This is a genomic window from Globicatella sulfidifaciens DSM 15739 (genome assembly GCF_900167405.1).
Lineage (GTDB): Bacteria > Bacillota > Bacilli > Lactobacillales > Aerococcaceae > Globicatella > Globicatella sulfidifaciens.
The window spans coordinates 1-18608 of the sequence record NZ_FUWO01000013.1 but is presented as its reverse complement, the minus strand read 5'-3'; the positions used below and the strand labels follow the sequence as shown (position 1 = coordinate 18608).

General features: G+C 38.6%; 14 protein-coding genes, 3 tRNA genes and 4 pseudogenes. 1 reads left to right on the top strand and 20 read right to left on the bottom strand.

Translation table 11 applies throughout. From position 1 onward, the window contains the following. Positions 1 to 74: 74 nt before the first annotated feature. From B5D12_RS10455 to B5D12_RS07265, 12 genes and pseudogenes are all read right to left on the bottom strand, one after another. Positions 75 to 206 (bottom strand): hypothetical protein, encoded by a 132-nt coding sequence (locus B5D12_RS10455; protein WP_234982942.1) that lies wholly within the window; start codon positions 204 to 206, stop codon positions 75 to 77. Between the two features lie 21 nt (positions 207 to 227). Beyond that, positions 228 to 1004: pseudogene (gene tnpC, locus B5D12_RS10450) on the bottom strand (IS66 family transposase); the annotation flags it as partial. After that, on the bottom strand, positions 986 to 1258 hold the full coding sequence (locus B5D12_RS10445) for an IS66 family transposase zinc-finger binding domain-containing protein (RefSeq protein WP_143412062.1): 273 nt from the start codon (positions 1256 to 1258) through the stop codon (positions 986 to 988). The gene B5D12_RS10445 and the pseudogene tnpC, both read right to left, overlap by 19 nt. 418 nt (positions 1259 to 1676) lie before the next feature. After that, entirely contained in the window at positions 1677 to 2027 is a 351-nt protein-coding gene (gene tnpB / locus B5D12_RS07305) for an IS66 family insertion sequence element accessory protein TnpB (protein WP_078756202.1), read from the bottom strand. A 269-nt stretch (positions 2028 to 2296) separates the two neighbouring features. After that, the gene (lgt, locus tag B5D12_RS07300) at positions 2297 to 3130 is read right to left on the bottom strand and encodes a prolipoprotein diacylglyceryl transferase (protein ID WP_078756201.1); all 834 of its coding nucleotides are present in this window, start codon (positions 3128 to 3130) and stop codon (positions 2297 to 2299) included. 72 nt (positions 3131 to 3202) lie between these two features. Beyond that, positions 3203 to 3667, bottom strand: a complete 465-nt coding sequence (locus B5D12_RS07295) for an adenylate kinase family protein (RefSeq protein ID WP_234982938.1) — start codon at positions 3665 to 3667, stop codon at positions 3203 to 3205. A gap of 285 nt (positions 3668 to 3952) precedes the next feature. After that, positions 3953 to 6175, bottom strand: a complete 2223-nt coding sequence (locus B5D12_RS07290) for a heavy metal translocating P-type ATPase (protein WP_078756200.1) — start codon at positions 6173 to 6175, stop codon at positions 3953 to 3955. Between the two features lie 138 nt (positions 6176 to 6313). Then, positions 6314 to 6520, bottom strand: a complete 207-nt coding sequence (gene tcrZ / locus B5D12_RS07285; RefSeq protein WP_078756199.1) for a copper chaperone TcrZ — start codon at positions 6518 to 6520, stop codon at positions 6314 to 6316. Between the two features lie 84 nt (positions 6521 to 6604). Further along, positions 6605 to 9070, bottom strand: coding sequence for a heavy metal translocating P-type ATPase (locus tag B5D12_RS07280; RefSeq protein ID WP_078756198.1), 2466 nt, complete (start codon positions 9068 to 9070; stop codon positions 6605 to 6607). A 12-nt stretch (positions 9071 to 9082) separates the two neighbouring features. After that, on the bottom strand, positions 9083 to 9538 hold the full coding sequence (locus tag B5D12_RS07275) for a CopY/TcrY family copper transport repressor (RefSeq protein ID WP_078756197.1): 456 nt from the start codon (positions 9536 to 9538) through the stop codon (positions 9083 to 9085). 249 nt (positions 9539 to 9787) lie between these two features. Further along, positions 9788 to 10726 (bottom strand): annotated as a pseudogene (locus B5D12_RS10730) (DDE-type integrase/transposase/recombinase). Positions 10727 to 10908: 182 nt separating this feature from the next. Continuing rightward, entirely contained in the window at positions 10909 to 11499 is a 591-nt protein-coding gene (locus B5D12_RS07265; protein ID WP_078756196.1) for a YdhK family protein, read from the bottom strand. Positions 11500 to 11653: 154 nt separating this feature from the next. Here B5D12_RS07265 and B5D12_RS07260 point away from each other — a divergent pair. After that, positions 11654 to 12070: pseudogene (locus B5D12_RS07260) on the top strand (transposase); the annotation flags it as partial. A 39-nt stretch (positions 12071 to 12109) separates the two neighbouring features. Here B5D12_RS07260 and B5D12_RS07255 read toward each other — a convergent pair. The 8 genes and pseudogenes from B5D12_RS07255 to B5D12_RS07220 all read right to left on the bottom strand — a co-directional run bounded on the left by B5D12_RS07255 (position 12110) and on the right by B5D12_RS07220 (position 18560). Further along, positions 12110 to 13489 carry a L,D-transpeptidase family protein gene (locus B5D12_RS07255; protein ID WP_078756194.1) on the bottom strand — a complete coding sequence of 460 codons (1380 nt, stop codon included), beginning with the start codon at positions 13487 to 13489 and terminating at the stop codon, positions 12110 to 12112. 166 nt (positions 13490 to 13655) lie between these two features. Further along, a pseudogene (locus tag B5D12_RS07250) lies at positions 13656 to 13916 on the bottom strand (CopY/TcrY family copper transport repressor); the annotation flags it as partial. Between the two features lie 442 nt (positions 13917 to 14358). Then, a complete protein-coding gene (gene nrdG / locus B5D12_RS07245; protein WP_078756192.1) occupies positions 14359 to 14943 on the bottom strand; it encodes an anaerobic ribonucleoside-triphosphate reductase activating protein in 585 nt (194 codons plus the stop codon). Continuing rightward, on the bottom strand, positions 14943 to 17075 hold the full coding sequence (gene nrdD / locus B5D12_RS07240) for an anaerobic ribonucleoside-triphosphate reductase (RefSeq protein ID WP_078756191.1): 2133 nt from the start codon (positions 17073 to 17075) through the stop codon (positions 14943 to 14945). Before nrdD ends, nrdG begins: the two co-directional genes overlap by 1 nt. 85 nt (positions 17076 to 17160) lie before the next feature. Beyond that, a complete protein-coding gene (locus B5D12_RS07235) occupies positions 17161 to 17820 on the bottom strand; it encodes a hypothetical protein (protein ID WP_078756190.1) in 660 nt (219 codons plus the stop codon). Between the two features lie 465 nt (positions 17821 to 18285). After that, a tRNA-Leu gene (locus B5D12_RS07230) sits at positions 18286 to 18369 on the bottom strand. Between the two features lie 9 nt (positions 18370 to 18378). Then, positions 18379 to 18449 (bottom strand) — tRNA-Cys (locus B5D12_RS07225). 39 nt (positions 18450 to 18488) lie between these two features. Continuing rightward, positions 18489 to 18560, bottom strand: a tRNA-Gln gene (locus tag B5D12_RS07220). Between the last annotated feature and the right edge of the window lie 48 nt (positions 18561 to 18608).

Sequence of the window (18608 nt, the reverse complement as noted above, 5' to 3'; positions counted from 1 at the left end):
ATAGCCAAGTATATAGAAACCGTCCCCTCAACACTCTACAATAGGTGTTGAGGGGACGGTTTCAGTTTTTTTTATTATTTCATGGCCTGGCAGGCTTTCTTGACCTTCGAAGACCAAGGCAAATAAGCCTCGAGTGCTTCAAAATTTTGCACCGGAAGTTCAGGAAGCTCCTCAAGTAAATATTGAAAATAAGACGGAGGATGGATGCCATTAAGCTTCGCACTCTCATAGAGACTGAGGATACCTCCAGCCGCTTGGGCTCCTAGAATGCTTTGGCTAAACAACCAGTTCTTGCGCCCAATTACCAGTGGCTTGATTTGTCTCTCCGCCCGATTATTGCTCATCTCTAGTCGACCATCTTCAAGAAATTGACGGAAGAAAGACTCATGTTTGAGAGCATAGGAGATGGCCATTCCCAGCTTGGTTTGAGGTAAGGCTTTCAAAGTCTTGACCCAATCAAAGAACTCGTCAACTTGTCTTTGAAGGCAAGTTTGGCGCCAAGTCAAGCGTTCCTCAGCTGTCAGGTCCTTCCAATTCTTTTCGAATTGAAAAACGAAATCGCACCATTTAACCGCCTGATAAGCAGGATGATGCTTAGACACTTTAGCTGGCAGGGCTTCAAAGAATTTCCGCCTTAAATGCGCCCAACAGCCACTGACTTTGACTTTCTCCTTGCATAGGTTGACGTAGGCACCATACATATCTGCATGAAGGCTGCCTTCAAAATCTGGACCCAATAGGTCAAGAATGACTTGGCGTCCTCTGCCTTCATCAAATTGATAAATAATCCCCTGTTCTGGTGTGTCCTTGCCACTCATGAGAAGCCAAAAATAATTCTTCGCTTTTTGGCTCTCTAATACCGGTTAACTGGTTTCATCTGCGTGGAGAACTTCTTGTTGACGGAGCTTGTTTAAAAGTAAGTCACAAAGGTCCTGGAAATAGTATTGATAAGTGCGAATGTACCAACCGCAAATCGTATCCCGACTTAGGGGCAGATTTTCCATTCCTGTTCTTGACGATAAGCGGGTAACTTCAAGCCAAATTTTTGGTGAATCGTTTGAGCGATCAATGATGCAGATCCCAAGCTATTGTTGAGGGGAGCTTTAGGAACGGGAGCCTTCACGATTTTGCCATTGGCCCCCTCTTTTTGAGTGCAACCCTCGCATTTATAAGAAGCTTGTTTATGAATGATTCGTTTCATATGAGCAGGAATGAAGACAAGCTCTTCACGAACAGCACTAGTACCTATCTGTTTCATCGATTCCCCACAGTCTGGACACTGGCAGTTTGAAAGTTCGTGTAGCTTTTCTTCGGCAGGGAACTGGTCGAAAATCGCCCGCTTGATCCCTTTATTCTTCTTTGCTTTACGCTTATGAGCCTTCAATTCTTGGACGATATCTTCTTCTAGTTCTAGGCTGTCTAGAGCTTCCTGCCAATCCTCGAACAGACTGGTTTGTCCAGGTTGAGGCGCCGTTTCTTTCTTGCGACCAAACTATTGGTTCATCATCAAACGAAGCTGTTCTTTCAACCATTCAATTTCACGTTCTTGTGTTTCAAAAATATCGATTAGTTGTTCAGGTGTCTGCGTCTCGATGGATTTGATGCCCATTCCCGGACCTCCCTTCTGTTCAAATTTCTTTGCTTATAAACCTTGTAAGCGATTTAATCAAGTTTTTTCACATTGTGTAAGATCCTTCCAATGATTGAACGGATGGTGCGATCAAAAAGCCATCCATAAGTTGAATGAGTTGGTGACGGTCAATTTCCTTCAGTGACTCCTTCTGTCTAGGCCAATGAATTCGGCCAGATTCATAGCGTTTATACAGTAACCAGAAACCTTGGCCGTCCCAATAAAGAGCTTTAAAGCGGTCAAGCCTGGACCCGCAGAAGAGAAAGCGATTCTTTTCAAAGGGATTTAATTGATAATCATTTTGAACGAGAGCAGCCAGAGAGTCAACTCCCTTGAGTAAGTCTGTCCGACCAGTCATAATGTAATAGCGTTTAGCAGCATCGAGATTAATAATCAATCAACCACCTCCATAAGTTTTAACTTAATCATACAGGAGGTGGTTAGGCTGTGATACGTACCTGGTTATTCGGCGTTTACGTTATTTCTCCTTTCCGATACCATTCACTTAACATGAATAAATCATGAAGTGAAGTGATGGTTATACTTGCTTTTTCTGACATAATTATCCCTCCTAAATAGACAATTATATCAAAAAAGATTACCTGATTTGTGGTTCATAACTGGGGAAAGTTACGTGCAACAAATTGGGTAATCTTATCTTAACTTTTATAACAGTTTGGGCTCATCCTTATAATAGGGTACTAGCGGATAGGTATAGTACCTGCGATACATCAAAACACCCAGTGCTGCTACGAACAAAACGAGGGACAAGCCTTGTGAAACTCGTAAGAAATCGCCTATCCATAAGCTGTCAGTCCGCATGCCTTCAATAAAAAACCTTCCTGCTGAATACCAAATGACATAGCTGAGCGCCACTTCTCCTTGGCGAAGGAATTGATTCTTGTTCCGCAAAAGGAGCAACAAGGCGAAACCAACTAAACTCCATAAAGACTCATAAAGAAAAGTGGGATGGTAATAGGTTCCGTTGATATTCATTTGGTTAATGATGAATTCCGGTAAGTATAAGTTTTCTAAAAATTGTCGGGTGACTGGACCGCCATGTGCCTCTTGATTGATGAAATTTCCCCAGCGACCAATCGATTGAGCTAGGAGAACACTAGGTGCCACTATGTCTAATAAAAGAGTTAGGGGCATTTTCTTTCTTCTTGCAAACCAGTACACTGCGAGACCACCCGCAATTAGCCCCCCATAAATGGCAATACCGCCATTCCAGATGGCGATGATTTCATTAGGGTTTTGGAGATAATACTCCCATTTGAATAAAACATAATAAAGCCGAGCTCCAATAAAACCAATTGGTATGGCCCATAATGCCATATCTGTCATAGTGTCTTCTTCTAGTCCCATTTTTTGAGCTTCCTTTGTTGCTAATGAAATACCTAACAGCATGGCTAAGGCAATAATAATTCCGTACCAATAAATTTCTATCGTCCCAAATGAAATCGCAACTGGATCGATTACGCTAAATAAAACATTCATTCTTCAATCCCCTTCATAGCTTACATTAGTTAATTGATTTTATATCATATATTTTTAGTTAAAATTATATAGTTATTTGTTTATAGGCAATAAACTCTCATTTATATTGTCAAACACATTGTCAGGAGTTCCTTCACCATTGATCACGTGGAGCAAATTTCGTTCTTTATAGAAGTGAATGAGCGATTCGATTAATCCCTCGTTAAAGCGTAGCCTATTTTCGATCACTTCTGGTTTGTCATCTAATCGAATTTCTCCCCGTTTTGGTTCGTTTTGGGCATTCCCTTGTTTTACTTGTAAACGAAGAGCTCCTCGTTTCGCTAACCGATGCCTTAACATATCCTGACTTACATCTAAAAAGTGAACGGCGTCTAAATTCCGATTCTGACTTTGTAGGTAAGCTTCGAGCATTTTTGCTTGCTGTAGGATACGTGGGTAACCATCCAGAACAAAGCCATTTTCAACATCTTTTGCTTGTAAGTGACTCTTAACCAATGAGTTTATCCACTCATCTGGAACTAGCTCTCCTTTATTCATATATTCTTGCACTCTGAGTCCGAATGTATCTTTCTCTTGGTTGCTTCTCGTAACATTTCACCAATTGAATAGCCGTCAGGTGGTACTCCTCTGCGATTCTTTTATCTTGAGTGCCTTTCCCAGCACCGGGTAACCCTAAAAGGACCAGCGTCATAATTTTTCCTCCTTATAAACTAAAAAAGGAAGAGATGATCTTTTAAATTATCCTATCTCTTCCTTTCTTGTGAAACTATTATATCTTTACACGATAAGGTCATTCAATTATTTCATGTGCCAAATAACTGTTTATTTTGGCTCTAATTTCAATGTCATAGCATTGATGGCAACAATTACAGTCGAAAGTGACATCAAGATGGCACCGACTGCTGGAGTTAATGTTATGCCAATTGGTGCTAGTATTCCTGCAGCTATTGGGATTGCGATAAAGTTATACCCTGCTCCCCAAACAAGATTTTCTTTCATCTTACGTGTGGTCTTCTGAGCCAACTCGATAAAGGATTCAATATCACCAGGATCTGACTGTGTCAAGATGACATCGGCTGAATCCAATGCTACTTGAGTTCCGGCACCAACAGCTATACCAACGTCTGCTAATGCAAGAGAAGGTGCATCGTTGACCCCGTCACCGACCATGATAACTTTCTTTCCTTCTGCTTTAAGTTTTTCAACTAATTCATATTTGTCTTGAGGAGATTGATTAGCTAGATAATCAATACCTAAAATTTCTGCAACTCCTTGAGCCGCTTTTTCATTGTCACCCGTTGCCATAATCGGCTGAATCTTGTTCTTTCTAAGGGCTTGTATTAAGTCTTTACTTGTCGGTTTTAATTCATCCCCTAAAGCTACAGCACCGATTGCTTCGTCGTTTTCTACTAAGACACTGAGGGTTGCTCCTTTTGGAATATCCATATCCAGATTACGTCCATATGCTTTTTGACTGATTAATTGATAACGATGTCCGTTAGCTTGACCTTCTACACCAGCGCCAGAAATAACATCAATCGAATCAAAACTTACTGGACGTATCCCTTGCTGTTCTGCGTAACTAATAATTGACTGAGCGATAGGGTGACTAGATCCACCTTCGATACCTGACAATAAGGCAACGATTTCATCTTTCGTATATTTATCATTAAAGAGTTCAACATCTAATACTTTAAACTCACCAGTTGTTAAAGTTCCAGTTTTATCTAAAACCATAACATCTGCGTTTGTAGTCAACTCCAAAGCGTCCCGGTCTTTCACTAATAATCCCCGACTGGCCCCTAAGCTAGTACTACGAGCAGTCACCAATGGAATAGCCAGACCCAGTGCATGCGGACAAGCAATAACTAATGTGGTGACTGTAAAAATAACTGCCGTTGGTACATCAGCTATAACCATCCATATGACAAGGGCAATAAGAGCTACAATAACCGCAATATAAAAGAGCCATCCTGCAACTTTTTGTGCAAGATTTTCTGCTCGAGAAGATTGGCCTTGAGCTTGACTGATTAATGTTTGAACCTGAGAAATGAAGGACTTATCTCCCGTCTGCTTTATTTCCACATAGAGGACTCCGTCACCATTGGTTGATCCACCGATGACCTCATCTCCGGGTTTTTTTTCAATTGGTTTCGATTCCCCAGTCACAAGCGCTTCGTTTACACGTGATTCGCCACGCTGGATCGTTCCATCTGCTGGAACATTTTCTCCGGCTTGAACACGAATCAAATCACCTACTTGCAAGTCAGCAACTGGACGAGTCTCAATCGAATCGTCTTCTAAAACAACATGAGCATCTTTCGGCACCAACTCAGCCAACGCTTTTTGTGCGTCCCCTGCTTCACCCAATGCCTTCATTTCAATCCAGTGTCCTAATAACATGATTAAAATTAACGTTGCAAACTCAAAGAAGAAGTCCATGACATGTTCTCCAGTTACATATCGAGCGGCCACTGCGTAAACACTATAGGCATAAGAAACCGTTATTCCCAAAGTAATCAGGGACATCATGCCTGGAGCTTTTGAATTAAACTCATCTTTCGCACCCATGTAGAATGGTTTTCCGCCATAAATGTATAGAATTGTTGCCAATATAGCTGCTACAACGTCTGCATAAGGAAAGATAATTTGGAAAGGCAACTGAATATCCATCATAGGAGTAATGAGTAAGATTGCAATTCCTAATGGGAGTGACTTCAAGAAAATCTCCTTAAAGCTACCGTGATGGTGGTGGGCATGCCCTCCCATTGCGCCATGATCCATTTCACTGTGATCCATCGCACTATGATTCATCTTGCTGTGATCCATCTGACTATGTTTCATCTTGCTGTGATCCATCTGACTATGTTTCATCTTGCTGTGATCCATCTGACTATGTTTCATCTTGCTGTGATCCATCTGACTATGTTTCATCTTGCTGTGATCCATCTGACTATGTTCCATTTCATTATGGTCGTGTTTTGAGTGATCTATGTCGCCGTGATTATGATGACTATGTGACGAATGTTTTTTGTTATTTCTCATTTTTAATTCCTCCTCATTATATTAGAGTCTGATTTTAAAGTTTTAGAACTTTCTCATCTAACACTGCATATAATTCTCATGAAAAGGGTTCTATACTTTATTTCTATCTACTATCTATGAATAAATGGTATTCGTACTTTATACACTTAATACTGAATAGTTAGTTTCTGCTAAAGCAGCATTGAGCGTTTCGGTATCAATCTCTGTTTTACTTTCAAGTACTGCTTTTTTAGTCGCAAAATCAACCTCTACAGATTCAACCCCTTCAATAGCTGAAAATTTTTCTTGCACTGTATTGGCACAACCTGCACATTTTACGCCATCTAATAAGACTTCTTTTTTCATTATTCTATTCCCCTTTTTATTTTTTTATCTTCTCCTATTATTAGAATAGGAAGAAGTTTAAATCCCAGATAAGCTACGTGTTTTCTAAACAACTGCTGGTTTGAATCGTCTTAACCGTAAAGCATTGAGCAAGACCGATACGGAGCTGAAACTCATGGCGACTGCCGCAAACATTGGACTCATCAATGGTCCGCCAAAAATATACAAGAGACCCATCGCGACTGGAATACCTACAAGGTTGTAAGCAAAAGCCCAGAACAAGTTTTGTTTAATGTTTCGTAGCGTTGCATGACTTAAATCAATCGCAGTCAATACAGCGGTTAAATCATTACGCATCAGGACAATATCAGCCGATTCAATCGCCACGTCTGTACCTGATCCAACTGCAATACCGATATCTGCTTGAGCTAATGCGGGTGCATCGTTAATGCCGTCTCCAACCATCGCTACCTTCTTGCCTGCCTCTTGTAGTTTTTTGACTTCCTCTGCTTTATCTTCAGGTAATACTTCACTTAATACACGGTCTATACCCACTTGCTTAGCAATCGCTTTGGCTGTACGTTTGTTATCTCCAGTAATCATGATTACTTCAACACCGCGTCTTCTAAGTTCTTTAACAGCCTTCATACTATTTTCCTTGAGTGTGTCAGCTACTGCGATAATTCCAGCTAGTTCTCCATCAACAGAGAGATACATCGGTGTTTTTCCTTCGTCTGCTAAACGATTGGATTCTTTTTCCATGCTTGATAAATCAATCTTTTGCTCTAGCATCAGTTTACGGTTTCCAATGTACATATCTTTGCCCTCAATTTCAACTCGAATCCCGTGTCCAGGAATCGCTTCAAAATGATCTGGTTTAGCTAATGTCATGTTCTCTTCTTTTGATTTTTGTACGATGGCTTCGCCTAATGGGTGTTCAGAACCTGTTTCACCAGAAGCTGCATAATATAAAAGATTTTCTTTAGTAATAAGAGGAGTTACCAAAATATCCGTCACGATAGGTTTACCTTCTGTCAGTGTCCCTGTTTTATCAAATACAATCGTGTCTAAATTATGAGTGGTTTCTAACGCCTCACCACTTTTTATCAAGACACCATGTTCTGCCCCTTTTCCGGTTCCAACCATAATACCTGTTGGAGTCGCCAAACCTAAGGCACATGGACAAGCAATGACAAGGGTTGTTATGATAACGGATAAAACAAATATTCCAGATTGACCTGCAATTAACCAAGCAATCCCTGCTAAAACGGCTAATGCTATAACAATCGGTACGAAATATCTGGTAATGATATCGGCCATTCGAGCAATGGGTGCTTTAGACCCTTGAGCATCTTCTACTAATTTTATGATTTGAGATAGAGTTGTATCACTTCCCACTCGAGTCGCGCGGTAATCAATGGAACCATTTTTATTGATACTAGCCCCAATAACCTCGTCTCCAATTTCCTTTTCCACGGGGATACTTTCTCCTGTCAGCATTGATTCATCGACTGAAGTGCGTCCCTCAACAACAACACCATCTACAGGCATACTTTCTCCCGGACGAACTCGAATAACATCTCCTAAAGCGACTTCGTCCACAGTAATCTCTTGTTCCACACCATTACGTATCACTCGAGCTGTTTTAGGAGCCAAGTTAACTAATTTTTCAATAGCTGAGGACATTTGACCCTTTGATCGCTCTTCTAAAAATAGCCCTAAAGTATGGAGTGTCAAAATAACGCCAGTTACTTCATAATAAAGTAAATCTGAAAAATTACCGTAACCCAGGCCTGTTGCGATTGTCGCAGCGAGACTGTAAACAAATGCAGCCGCCGTACCAAGCGCAATCAAGGAATCCATATTCGGGTGACCTTTAAATAAGGTTTTGAATCCCTTCTGGAAATATTCCCAGCTCACTACCATTATCGGCAAAGTCAGAATAAGTTGTAAAAGAGACATATTTAATGGATTTGTCATTGGGTCAATGATATTTGGTAGTGGCATGCCTACCATATGACCCATGGATATAATTAGTAAAGGGATTGTAAATATAATGGATACCCCAAAACGATTTGAAAGTTGCTTCATTCTTTTTTCTTTTTTCTCACGCTTCTCTGCTCGTGAATGATCTTGAGTATCCGTAGTCTCTAATACAGCTGCATAACCACTATTGGATACAGCACCAGTCACATCAGATACTGAAATTACTGACGGGTTATAAGAAACTTGCATTTTTTCTGTCGCTAGATTGACTGAAACTTTATCTACGCCCGACAACTTTCCGACAGCTTTTTCAATTGTCTGTGCACAGGATGCACAGGTCATCCCTTCAATTGCAAAGGTTTGCGTCGTTCCTTCCTGGGTGACCATTTCATACCCTAAATTATCCACTGCTTTTTGTAGATTTTCTACCGAAAAAGTTGATTCATCGTACTCTATACTTAACTTTTCTGTTGCTAGGTTTACGGAAGCCTGTGTGACCCCACGAACCTTTTTTGCTGCTTTTTCTACTGTCTGTGCACAAGATGCGCAGGTCATACCTTCTATGGCAAATGATTTATTCTCCAATTTTTTCACTCCTTATTCTCCATGATGATGTAAATGGCAATCGCATTGCCCTTCTGCACACTGACAATCAACTTCTTCTACTGCGAAAGCTTTTTTCATTTCTAATATTTCTTCTAGCCTTTGGATATCATCGAAGCTTAAGACATGATCTTCAATGATACTCCCTACTACCTTCCCGACATTCTTTCGACAAATACGGTTGAAAATATCGTCTGTATAAATTCCTATGGCTTCTTTCTCTTCAATATTGGCAGTATAAATAAATTTTCTTCCTTCTTTCTCTGTATTTAGTACGCCTTTTTCAACCAGTCGACCTAAGAGCGTTTTGATAGTAGCTTGTTTCCAGTCCATTTTTTCTTTCAATATGGAGATGACTTCTTTACTAGTCACTCGTCCATTCGCCCAGACTACACGCATAACCTCCCATTCAGCATCTGTAATATGAAGGTCTACAGCTATAGTACTCATATTCTCCCCTTCTTTCGTTTACGCGTGTAAACATTAATGTTAAATACAGTTTACACTAGTAAACGATTATTGTCAAGAGTTTATGTAAATGAATAATTTGTGATGTGTACAGAAGTCAAACATTTGTGACAATCGCTTATAAAGAGTTGCTTAATCAGGATAGCGAATAGCCATCAAGTTCTTTTAGCCTGTCAAGGACATCCTTTTCCTTGATAGGCTAAAAGAACTTGGTATAATGGCTCGCTATGATTAAGCGACTTTCTGATATTCTTCTATCACTTGGTTTGGACTCTTAAACCCAGGTGTTTTCGTAACGACGTTATTCTGACGTCGATAATAACGTTGATGCGCTTTAACTAACTCTTCCACACTTCTAAATTCCCGCTTTTGATAAAAACGTTCCGTATCCATTCGATGACTTCGTTCTACTTTACCATTCTGCCACGGACTATACGGACGTGTCTTCAGATACTTAATGTCTTTTGATGCTAAAATACTTTCGAAAATGGTCTTGGGTGCACTCGGATCATCACCATTCGTAAATTCTTTCCCATTATCCGTTTGAATACAGTCGATCTTGAACCCCAATCCTGCTCCTAACTCGAGTAAAAAATACGCTGTATGCGTCACACTTTTCTCGTCTACAATCTTACAGTATCGCTTTCGTGAATACTCATCGATTGCCGTTATCTGATAATATCTAATCCCTCATGTATCAAACTTTAAGCATTCTCTTGGTACATACTTAATATCAATCTGTACTTTCTCCCCGGGATAACTCACCTCTATCGGTTTCCATTTTGATTTGGGATACCGTTTGACTGCTTCTTCCGTGTTTTTATGCCATCCTTGTTGGCGGATTATCTTACACATCGTTGTATAATGTCGATGATAACCTTGCTTCAGGCATTCGACATACACTTGAGCCAAGCCTTCGTGACCGTATCGTTGATGCTTTGTTCGGACTAACTGAAGGTCCTCAGCTGTATGTTGATTAGGATGAGTTAGAGGGCGTCTACTTTTCGCTCGAAGACTCTCCCAACTCCCATCATAACGCGCAACCCATCTTGAGATTTGTTGGCGAGAGGTATGATAACGACGGGCTGCTTGGGGATAGTTTCCGCATTTTACCGCATATTTCAGGGCGTTCTTTCTATATCGCATTTCTTCTGTTATAATTGATTTCATAGAGAGCTCCCTTTACAATGTTGTGTCCTAACTTTATTGTATCAGAAGCTCTCTTTTTTGTTTATTCTTTTGTCACATATGTATGATATCCTAACATCTTTTTGGAGAATTAAAAAGAAGAGCAGCTGAGAATTCCTCTCGGCTGCTCTTCCAATATTATTTTTTAGATATATCCCTGTTTCTTACTCAGCAGAAAGCTCCGAGTCGGTTACCCATTTATGGTTCTTGACTTTCTCTCCACCCGTGGTTGGCTGGTAGTCAATCACGTATACTGTGGTGCTTTTAGCATCGTCAATCGTAGCCGTTGCGCCTTCCATGCCTTCCATGTGGTCGGCTTCCAAGGTTACCTCGTCTCCTGGTTCGAAAGGTTCCTCTCCTGCATCCGCAATCTCCTCGTGAATTACCCATTTGTGATTCTCTTCGCGCGGGCCGCCATTTGTAGGATCATAGGATACCTCGTAGGCTACAGTGTCAAAAGCGCCCACAATCGTGGCTTCTGCCCCCTCCATGCCTTCCATGTGCCCGTCTGTGATTGTTGCCGTCTCCCCCACGTTGTAGGTAGGATTTTCAGCTTTTTCCAAACCTACTGGGATTTCACCAGATTCATCGTGCACCATGTCGCCGTGATCACCACTTTCTGAAGATGTTTCTTCGGTTGTCGTTTGATTTGTATCTGTTCCAGTAGATTCATTTATCTCGTCACTGCCACATGCTCCAAGTAATAAGGCAGATGACAGTAAAATAATTCCTATCCATTTTTTATTCTTTTTCATTTTTTCCTCCTGAATTAAAAAAATAAAGCTCTAAATTTAAAGTGGTGGATTTTATAATGAGGTTAGCCACCTCTAAAAATCCATAATAAAACGATGTGAATTTCATGATATATTGAAGTTACCACTAACTCTCAATAGAAAAGGATGAATTCACATGACGCAAGACCAGTTTAACACAGTCTTACGAAAAGGGACACACTTATCTTATCAAGAACGTTGTCACATTCAGATTCTCAAGAAAGAAGCCTATTCTCACCGCGCTATTGCTAAGTTATTAGGGCAATCACCTCAAACCCTTCATAATGAAGTGAAAAGAGGCACCATCACGCAACTGAAACGCCAAAAACAAAACGGTAAAACCTACGACTATACCTACACACTATATGATGCCGATGCCGGACAAGCCAATTATGACCGTCAACGTCTTCACTGCGGTAGGCGACCTAAATGGGCGGATTCCAACGCCTTTATTGACTGGGCAGACGAAAAGATGCTTCAAGATAAATGGTCCCCCGATGTTGTCGTGCGTTTTGCTCGTGAACATCAGTTGTTTGACGCTGCGATTGTTCCTTTATATCAGAGTGCCTTTTTATCTTGATGTACGAACGCATTATTCAAAAACGATGACGGGCATTCCTGGATAAGCATACTCAAAAACGATTGGCATGATATCAGGTGGTGTATTGATACAACCAAGTGACCCGTTAACTAAATAGGCATCTCCACCAAAGTATGGCTGCCAATTAGCATCATGAATACCTTGTCCGGTATAATCAAAGGCTAACCAATACTCAACAGGCTGTACGTAATCCTTTTCAGTTCGAGGGTTGTAGCCTTTCAATTCTGAAGGACTTTCCAAATTCCAAATAGCATAAGCACCTGGTATTGTATTCGTGCCAATCTGTCCTGTTACCACAGGGGTAGAAAGGACCTGATTGCCATCGATGTAGACAAACATTGTCTGGTTTAACATGTCCACTTCAATATAACTATTACCTATATCATCTAAAGTACCATTGTATCCTATTCCAACAATAGTCGGTTCACGCACCACTGGGACCGCTGCTTGTAAATCAGCTAAAATGGCTTGCGTTTCTGCTTCACGATCAATTGACCAGCCTAAGGTTCCGGGGAGAAGCTGAACTTCTCCTTGTAAAGTACTGTTAAAGAGGCGATAGTCATCATAAGTAGCATAACGCTCATTTAACGTTCCTAAATATTCGTAAATCATGTCCTCATCAAAGTTGACTTCATTGAATTCATCAATGTAAAGCCAACTTAAAATTAATTCTGGTGTAATGACTTCTTCATATCCAGCAATGGTTAATGTAATTTGAAGATTATTGTAAACTTTAAGCCGGTCTAATTCTGAAAGTAAGCTTTCATCCGTCGATGTAATGTCAGGTTCGAGATAAGCTTCACTCACTTCTACCGTTGTCTGACCCTCTTGAAGACCGTCTAAAACTAAGTCCAATAATTTATCCTGATTAATTTCAGTTCCTATTTGCTCTGGCTCAATATAGTAGCCCATCTCTTCTGAATATTCTATTGTTGCATCAGTTGGACTTAGGCGAGTAGTATCAGACAGCGTTATTGAATCAATCATGGTGCTCAATTTCTCCTGATTAATTACTAAATCTCCCTCAGCAACCCCTTCATAATTACTATCATTAAACAAACCATTCAACCAGGTTGTTTGATTTTGTTCTTGAATGAGAGAATCAAGTTGTGGGGTTAAATTAATTTGCGGGTCTAGGTCTCCAAGTGTCACGCTTCCTATTGGTTCGTTATTCTCTTTTAATGTTAGGGTATGATTTTCTAACTCCCTTGTAATTTTAGCGTTTGCCTCTTCTTTTGTTAAATGACTAATATCTATGTTTGCAAAACTGGTGTTCATTAAAAATCTTTGTGAAAAATGTTGAGCCCCGATAGTGTGACCTATACCTAGGAATAGAAAAATTACACCAAGTGTAATAATAATTTTTTTCATTGTGCACCTCTTCTCAAATTTTACCTAACTGCTGCTTCTTTACTCTACGACTTTATAGTTTGCATCTGACAAAGCCGAAGAAAATGAATCTAAATTTAATCTTTCTTTAGAAATTACCACCGCTCTTTTACTTTCTAGATCCACGGAAACAGTATCTAAACCTTCAGTTGAAAATATCGTCTGTATAATTTCCTACGGCTTCTTTCTCTTCAATATTGGCAGTATAAATAAATTTTCTACCTTCTTTCTCTGTATTTATTACGCCTTTTTCAACCAGTCGACCTAAGAGCGTTTTGATAGTGGCTTGTTTCCAGTCCATTTTTTCTTTCAATATGGAGATGACTTCTTTAATAGTCACTCGATCATTCGCCCAGACTACACGCATAACCTCCCATTCAGCATCTGTGATATGAAGGTCTATAGCTATAGTACTCGTATTCTCTCCTCTTTTCGTTTACGAGCGTAAACATTAATGTTAAATACAGTTTACACAAGTAAACCATTCTTGTCAAGTCTTTTTTAAATAAATATAACCAGCTATTATTGCCTTTGTTTTCCTATCTTTACCCAATACTAATTATAGGGTTACTGATTATTCCACGCTTTTAAGGTAAGCTGTAGCCAATTCAAGGCACCCGCTGTTTTGACCCCGAATCTGCACATCAAGGCAATCAATCCACGTTTGGAGCCCACCTCGGTCTCTCTTTTAGGTATAGTTGAGACTTTTTGCCCAGCCATCAAAAAAAGAGTTATCTATCAATTAGGTTTGAGCTGCCACTCCCTAATTGATAAATAACTCCGTCTTTAATCGCGATACGTTTATTCTTTAATATACATTAATCTTGTTTCATCATTTAATCGCAATACATTCATTCTTCTGTTCCCATTGTTGATATCTCGTCATCATGATAATACAAAACAACTTTATTTTGCTTTTTACTTTCTTTTACATCAATGATACGTTGGTTAGAACTGCCTCGGAAACGTAAAGTTAAATCGCATTTCGCCAAAATAAATCGCCCATCAACTAAGACATCTACATAATCAAGTAATGCTAATTTATCATCTGTTTCTTGCTGTAATTCTTCCCAAGTATAACCAGACCACGACCAAATATCTTTAGTATCACCATACGTTTCTCTTACTCGCTTACAAAGACGCAATAATACCTTAGTGTTCAAGAAAGGTTCTCCTCCTAACAAGGTTAACCCTTGGCAATAAGAAGCCCCTAAATCTTTAATAATTTGGTCTTCTAATTCTTGAGTATAATAAGTACCATAATTAAAATTTTGAATGATTTTATTATAGCAGCCCTCACATTGAAATAAGCAACCACTAACATATAAACTACAACGGACCCCTTCACCATCGACAAAGTTGTATGGCTTATAATCGGCAATTTTATGTTGTGACCAATCTTCTGAACGCCATTCTTTTGGTTGTGGATTCTTCATTATAACGAACCCTTCATGTGTTTCTTACGTGCAGAAATTTCTTTATGACGTCCTTTTACCATTGGTCTTAACTGTGGATTTCCTAAATAACCACATGTTCTCTTTACGACGTCACAAGTTTCAGGATTACGATTGCCACATTGAGGACATTGAAACCCTCTTTCGGTTGGTTTAAAATCACCATCATATCCACATTCATAACAATGATCAATCGGTGTATTGGTACCTAAATAGCCCACTTTTTGATACGCATAATCCCAAACAGCCTCTAAAGCTTTAGGGTTTTGACGCATATTAGGATACTCACAATAATTAATAAATCCACCTGAAGTATAGGGTAAATATTCTGATTCAAAATCTAGCTTTTCAAAAGGTGTTGGTTGTTTTCGAACATCATAGTGGAAGGAATTAGTATAATAATCTTTATCTGTTACATCGGGAATCATACCATAAAACTCTTGATCCATCCGACAAAAACGATCCGTTAAACTTTCTGAAGGTGTGCCATAAATACTAAAATGATAGCCATATTGTCTACCTAATTTATCTGCATATGCTTTCATATATTTTAAGATGTCTACTGTAAATTGCTTGGCTTCAGCGTTCGTTTCCCAGTTAGGACCATAAAAGACAGTCCCTACTTCATAAAGTCCAATATAACCCATTGATACGGTCGCACGACGGTTTTTAAAAACTTCATCTACTGAATCATTTTTTGTTAGACGTTTACCAAAAGCACCATGTTGATATAAGATTGGTGCATTTTCAGGCAATGCTTCTTTTACACGTTCAACACGATATACTAAGGCCTCTTCTAAAATTGACAGACGTTCATCTAATAGTTCCCAGAAACGATCTTTCGATTGCATCGATTCAATCGCAATACGAGGTAAATTTAAGGTCACGACACCTAAATTCATTCGACCCTCATTGACCTCATTACCATTTTCATCTTGCCATCCTTGTAAAAAAGAACGACACCCCATCGGTGCTTTAAAACTTCCTGTAAATTCAACAATTTTGTCATACATTAACACATCTGGATACATCCGCTTAGTAGAACATTCTAACGCTAATTGCTTAATATCATAGTTTGGGTCAATAGGATTTAAGTTTACTCCATCCTTTAAAGTAAAAACTAATTTAGGAAAAATAGCTGTACGTTTTTCTTTACCTAAACCTAAAATTCTAACCTTAAGAATTGATTTCTGAATTTCACGAGCGTACCAAGAAGTACCTAGTCCAAATCCTAAAGTAGTAAAAGGTGTTTGACCTTGAGACGTATATAAAGTATTAATCTCATACTCTAAACTTTGCATTGAATCATATATATCTTTTTTGGTTTGTTTCATCGCAAACTCTTTTTGTTTCTCTGCATCTTCAATCCACTCGGCAGCAGTTTTAAGATGCTTTTTATAATTAAGTTCTGCATATTGTTCTAACAATTCATCGATACGATTAACACTAGTACCACCATATTGACTGCTAGCCACATTAGCGATAATTTGCGCCATTTGTGCAGTCGCTGTCTGGATTGATTTTGGTGATTCTACCTGCGCATTTCCAATTTGAAAGCCATTCTCGAACATTTGTTTAAAATCAATTAAACAACAGTTAGTCATTGGTGCATACGGATGATAGTCTAAGTCATGATAATGAATTTGCCCCTTTAAATGGGCCTTTTTGACCGATTCAGGCAATAAATCTAACCCGACTACTTTTGAAAGAACGCCCGCTGTTAAATCTCTTTGAGTATTAAAGACACGACTATCTTTATTAGCATTTTCGTTCACAATTTGTGTGTTGCGAGAACGTAGTTGGTTAACTTGATATTCTAAATTAGTAGCCTTTTCTTCAATTTCTGACATCTTTTTAGCAAATTTATCTTCAGATTCATTTTGATTTACATATGATATTATCTCTTTTATGGAACTACTCTTAATCATACTATCTTCATTAGCCCGAAAAATACGGTCAGATATTTCAGCAATTTTGTCACCTATATCAAACTGACCGGAACGATTTAAACTAAAAATCATTTTGTTTAAATTGAATTTTTCTTTTCTGCCATCACGTTTTTGTACAATTAAACTATCAAAATTAATTTGTTTTTTATTTAAACCCACTACCATTCTTATCACCTCAAATACTATATGTAGTGTTTATATTGAACATAGTACCATATATATAGTATTTTAGCTAGTGATTTCATAAAAATTATTTATTAATAAAATATAAAAAATAATTAAGTATATAGGCTAATTCCGGTTTATTCAGACGTTCCAAAATACTTTCACAAAGTGTTGCATTTTCTAATAAATCTTCTAAATAAATACAATTCGCTTTAATAGAGCGATTAATTAAATATTCGTTTGAAAAAACATAGGATATAAGCGAAAATTTCTTCTCAGTAAAATGACGAACATCAACGATTTCACAATAAGGTTTAATAAGGTTCACAAATTCATCAAATGAATATTGCTCGAAAAATTGATGAAGGGTTTCTAAGGGCACATTATGCAAGAAACTATCCTTCTTACCGTATAATAATTCAGTTAAACCACTAAAATATGGCTTCATTCGAATTAATTGAGTGCACAATTTATTAGAATTTATTTTATCTTGCGTTTGAATATAATGCCAGCTATCCACTAATTCATATAATGCTTCACGTACTAAGAAGCCTCTCATCACACATTCAACATGAGAATAATATTGATCGAAGGAATATATTAAAGGAAAATTACTATAATGATCAGCTTCTGAACGATCATACAAAAAATCTAATATAAAAGGACTATCGAGAACTGTATCTCTAGAATAATAAGCTATTGGCAAATGTAAATAAAAATTAAAACTCTTACGAAAGACAACCATCACTTTCCTCCTTATTATACTATACTGAAAAATATATTATCATGGAAACGATTACAAGTCAATTGTTTTATAAATTATATTTATAATAATATTAATATACTAATGTATATAAATAAGTTGGATAAACCATAATAATAACTGCATAGTCTTATAAAAAACTCAGAATTGTTTACTTGGTTTTTGATGAAAAGTAGAAATTTTACCCCCATACGATAACCTAGAAACTATTGTTAAAATAACAGAATTCGATGCTACCAAATACGGATATATAACAGAAAATCGTTACCATATATCATTTGAAGAATTTATTGAGTAGACTAGGTGCCAGACTAATAGTTGTAAATGTATAAGATCATGTGCCAAAGAGCCTATATAAAAACTGATCAACCAATTTTTATATATAGAAAAAACCTTAGCGCTACCAAGCAACTAAGGTCTTCAAAAACTAATGTCGTTATAAAAAGATGCCGATGGTCGGGGTCGAACCGACACGCCCGTGAAGGCACAGGATTTTGAGTCCAGCGCGTCTGCCAATTCCGCCACACCGGCCTAATTGTAAGGCGGTAACCGGATTTGAACCGGTGATCGAGGTTTTGCAGACCCATGCCTTACCACTTGGCTATACCGCCATATCTTTTATAGTTATGCTTCTATTTAAATTAAAAAAACTGGGGTAGCTGGATTCGAACCAACGAATGACGGAGTCAAAGTCCGTTGCCTTACCGCTTGGCTATACCCCAATAATATAAAGAGGCGACTGAAGGGAATCGAACCCTCGAATGTCGGTG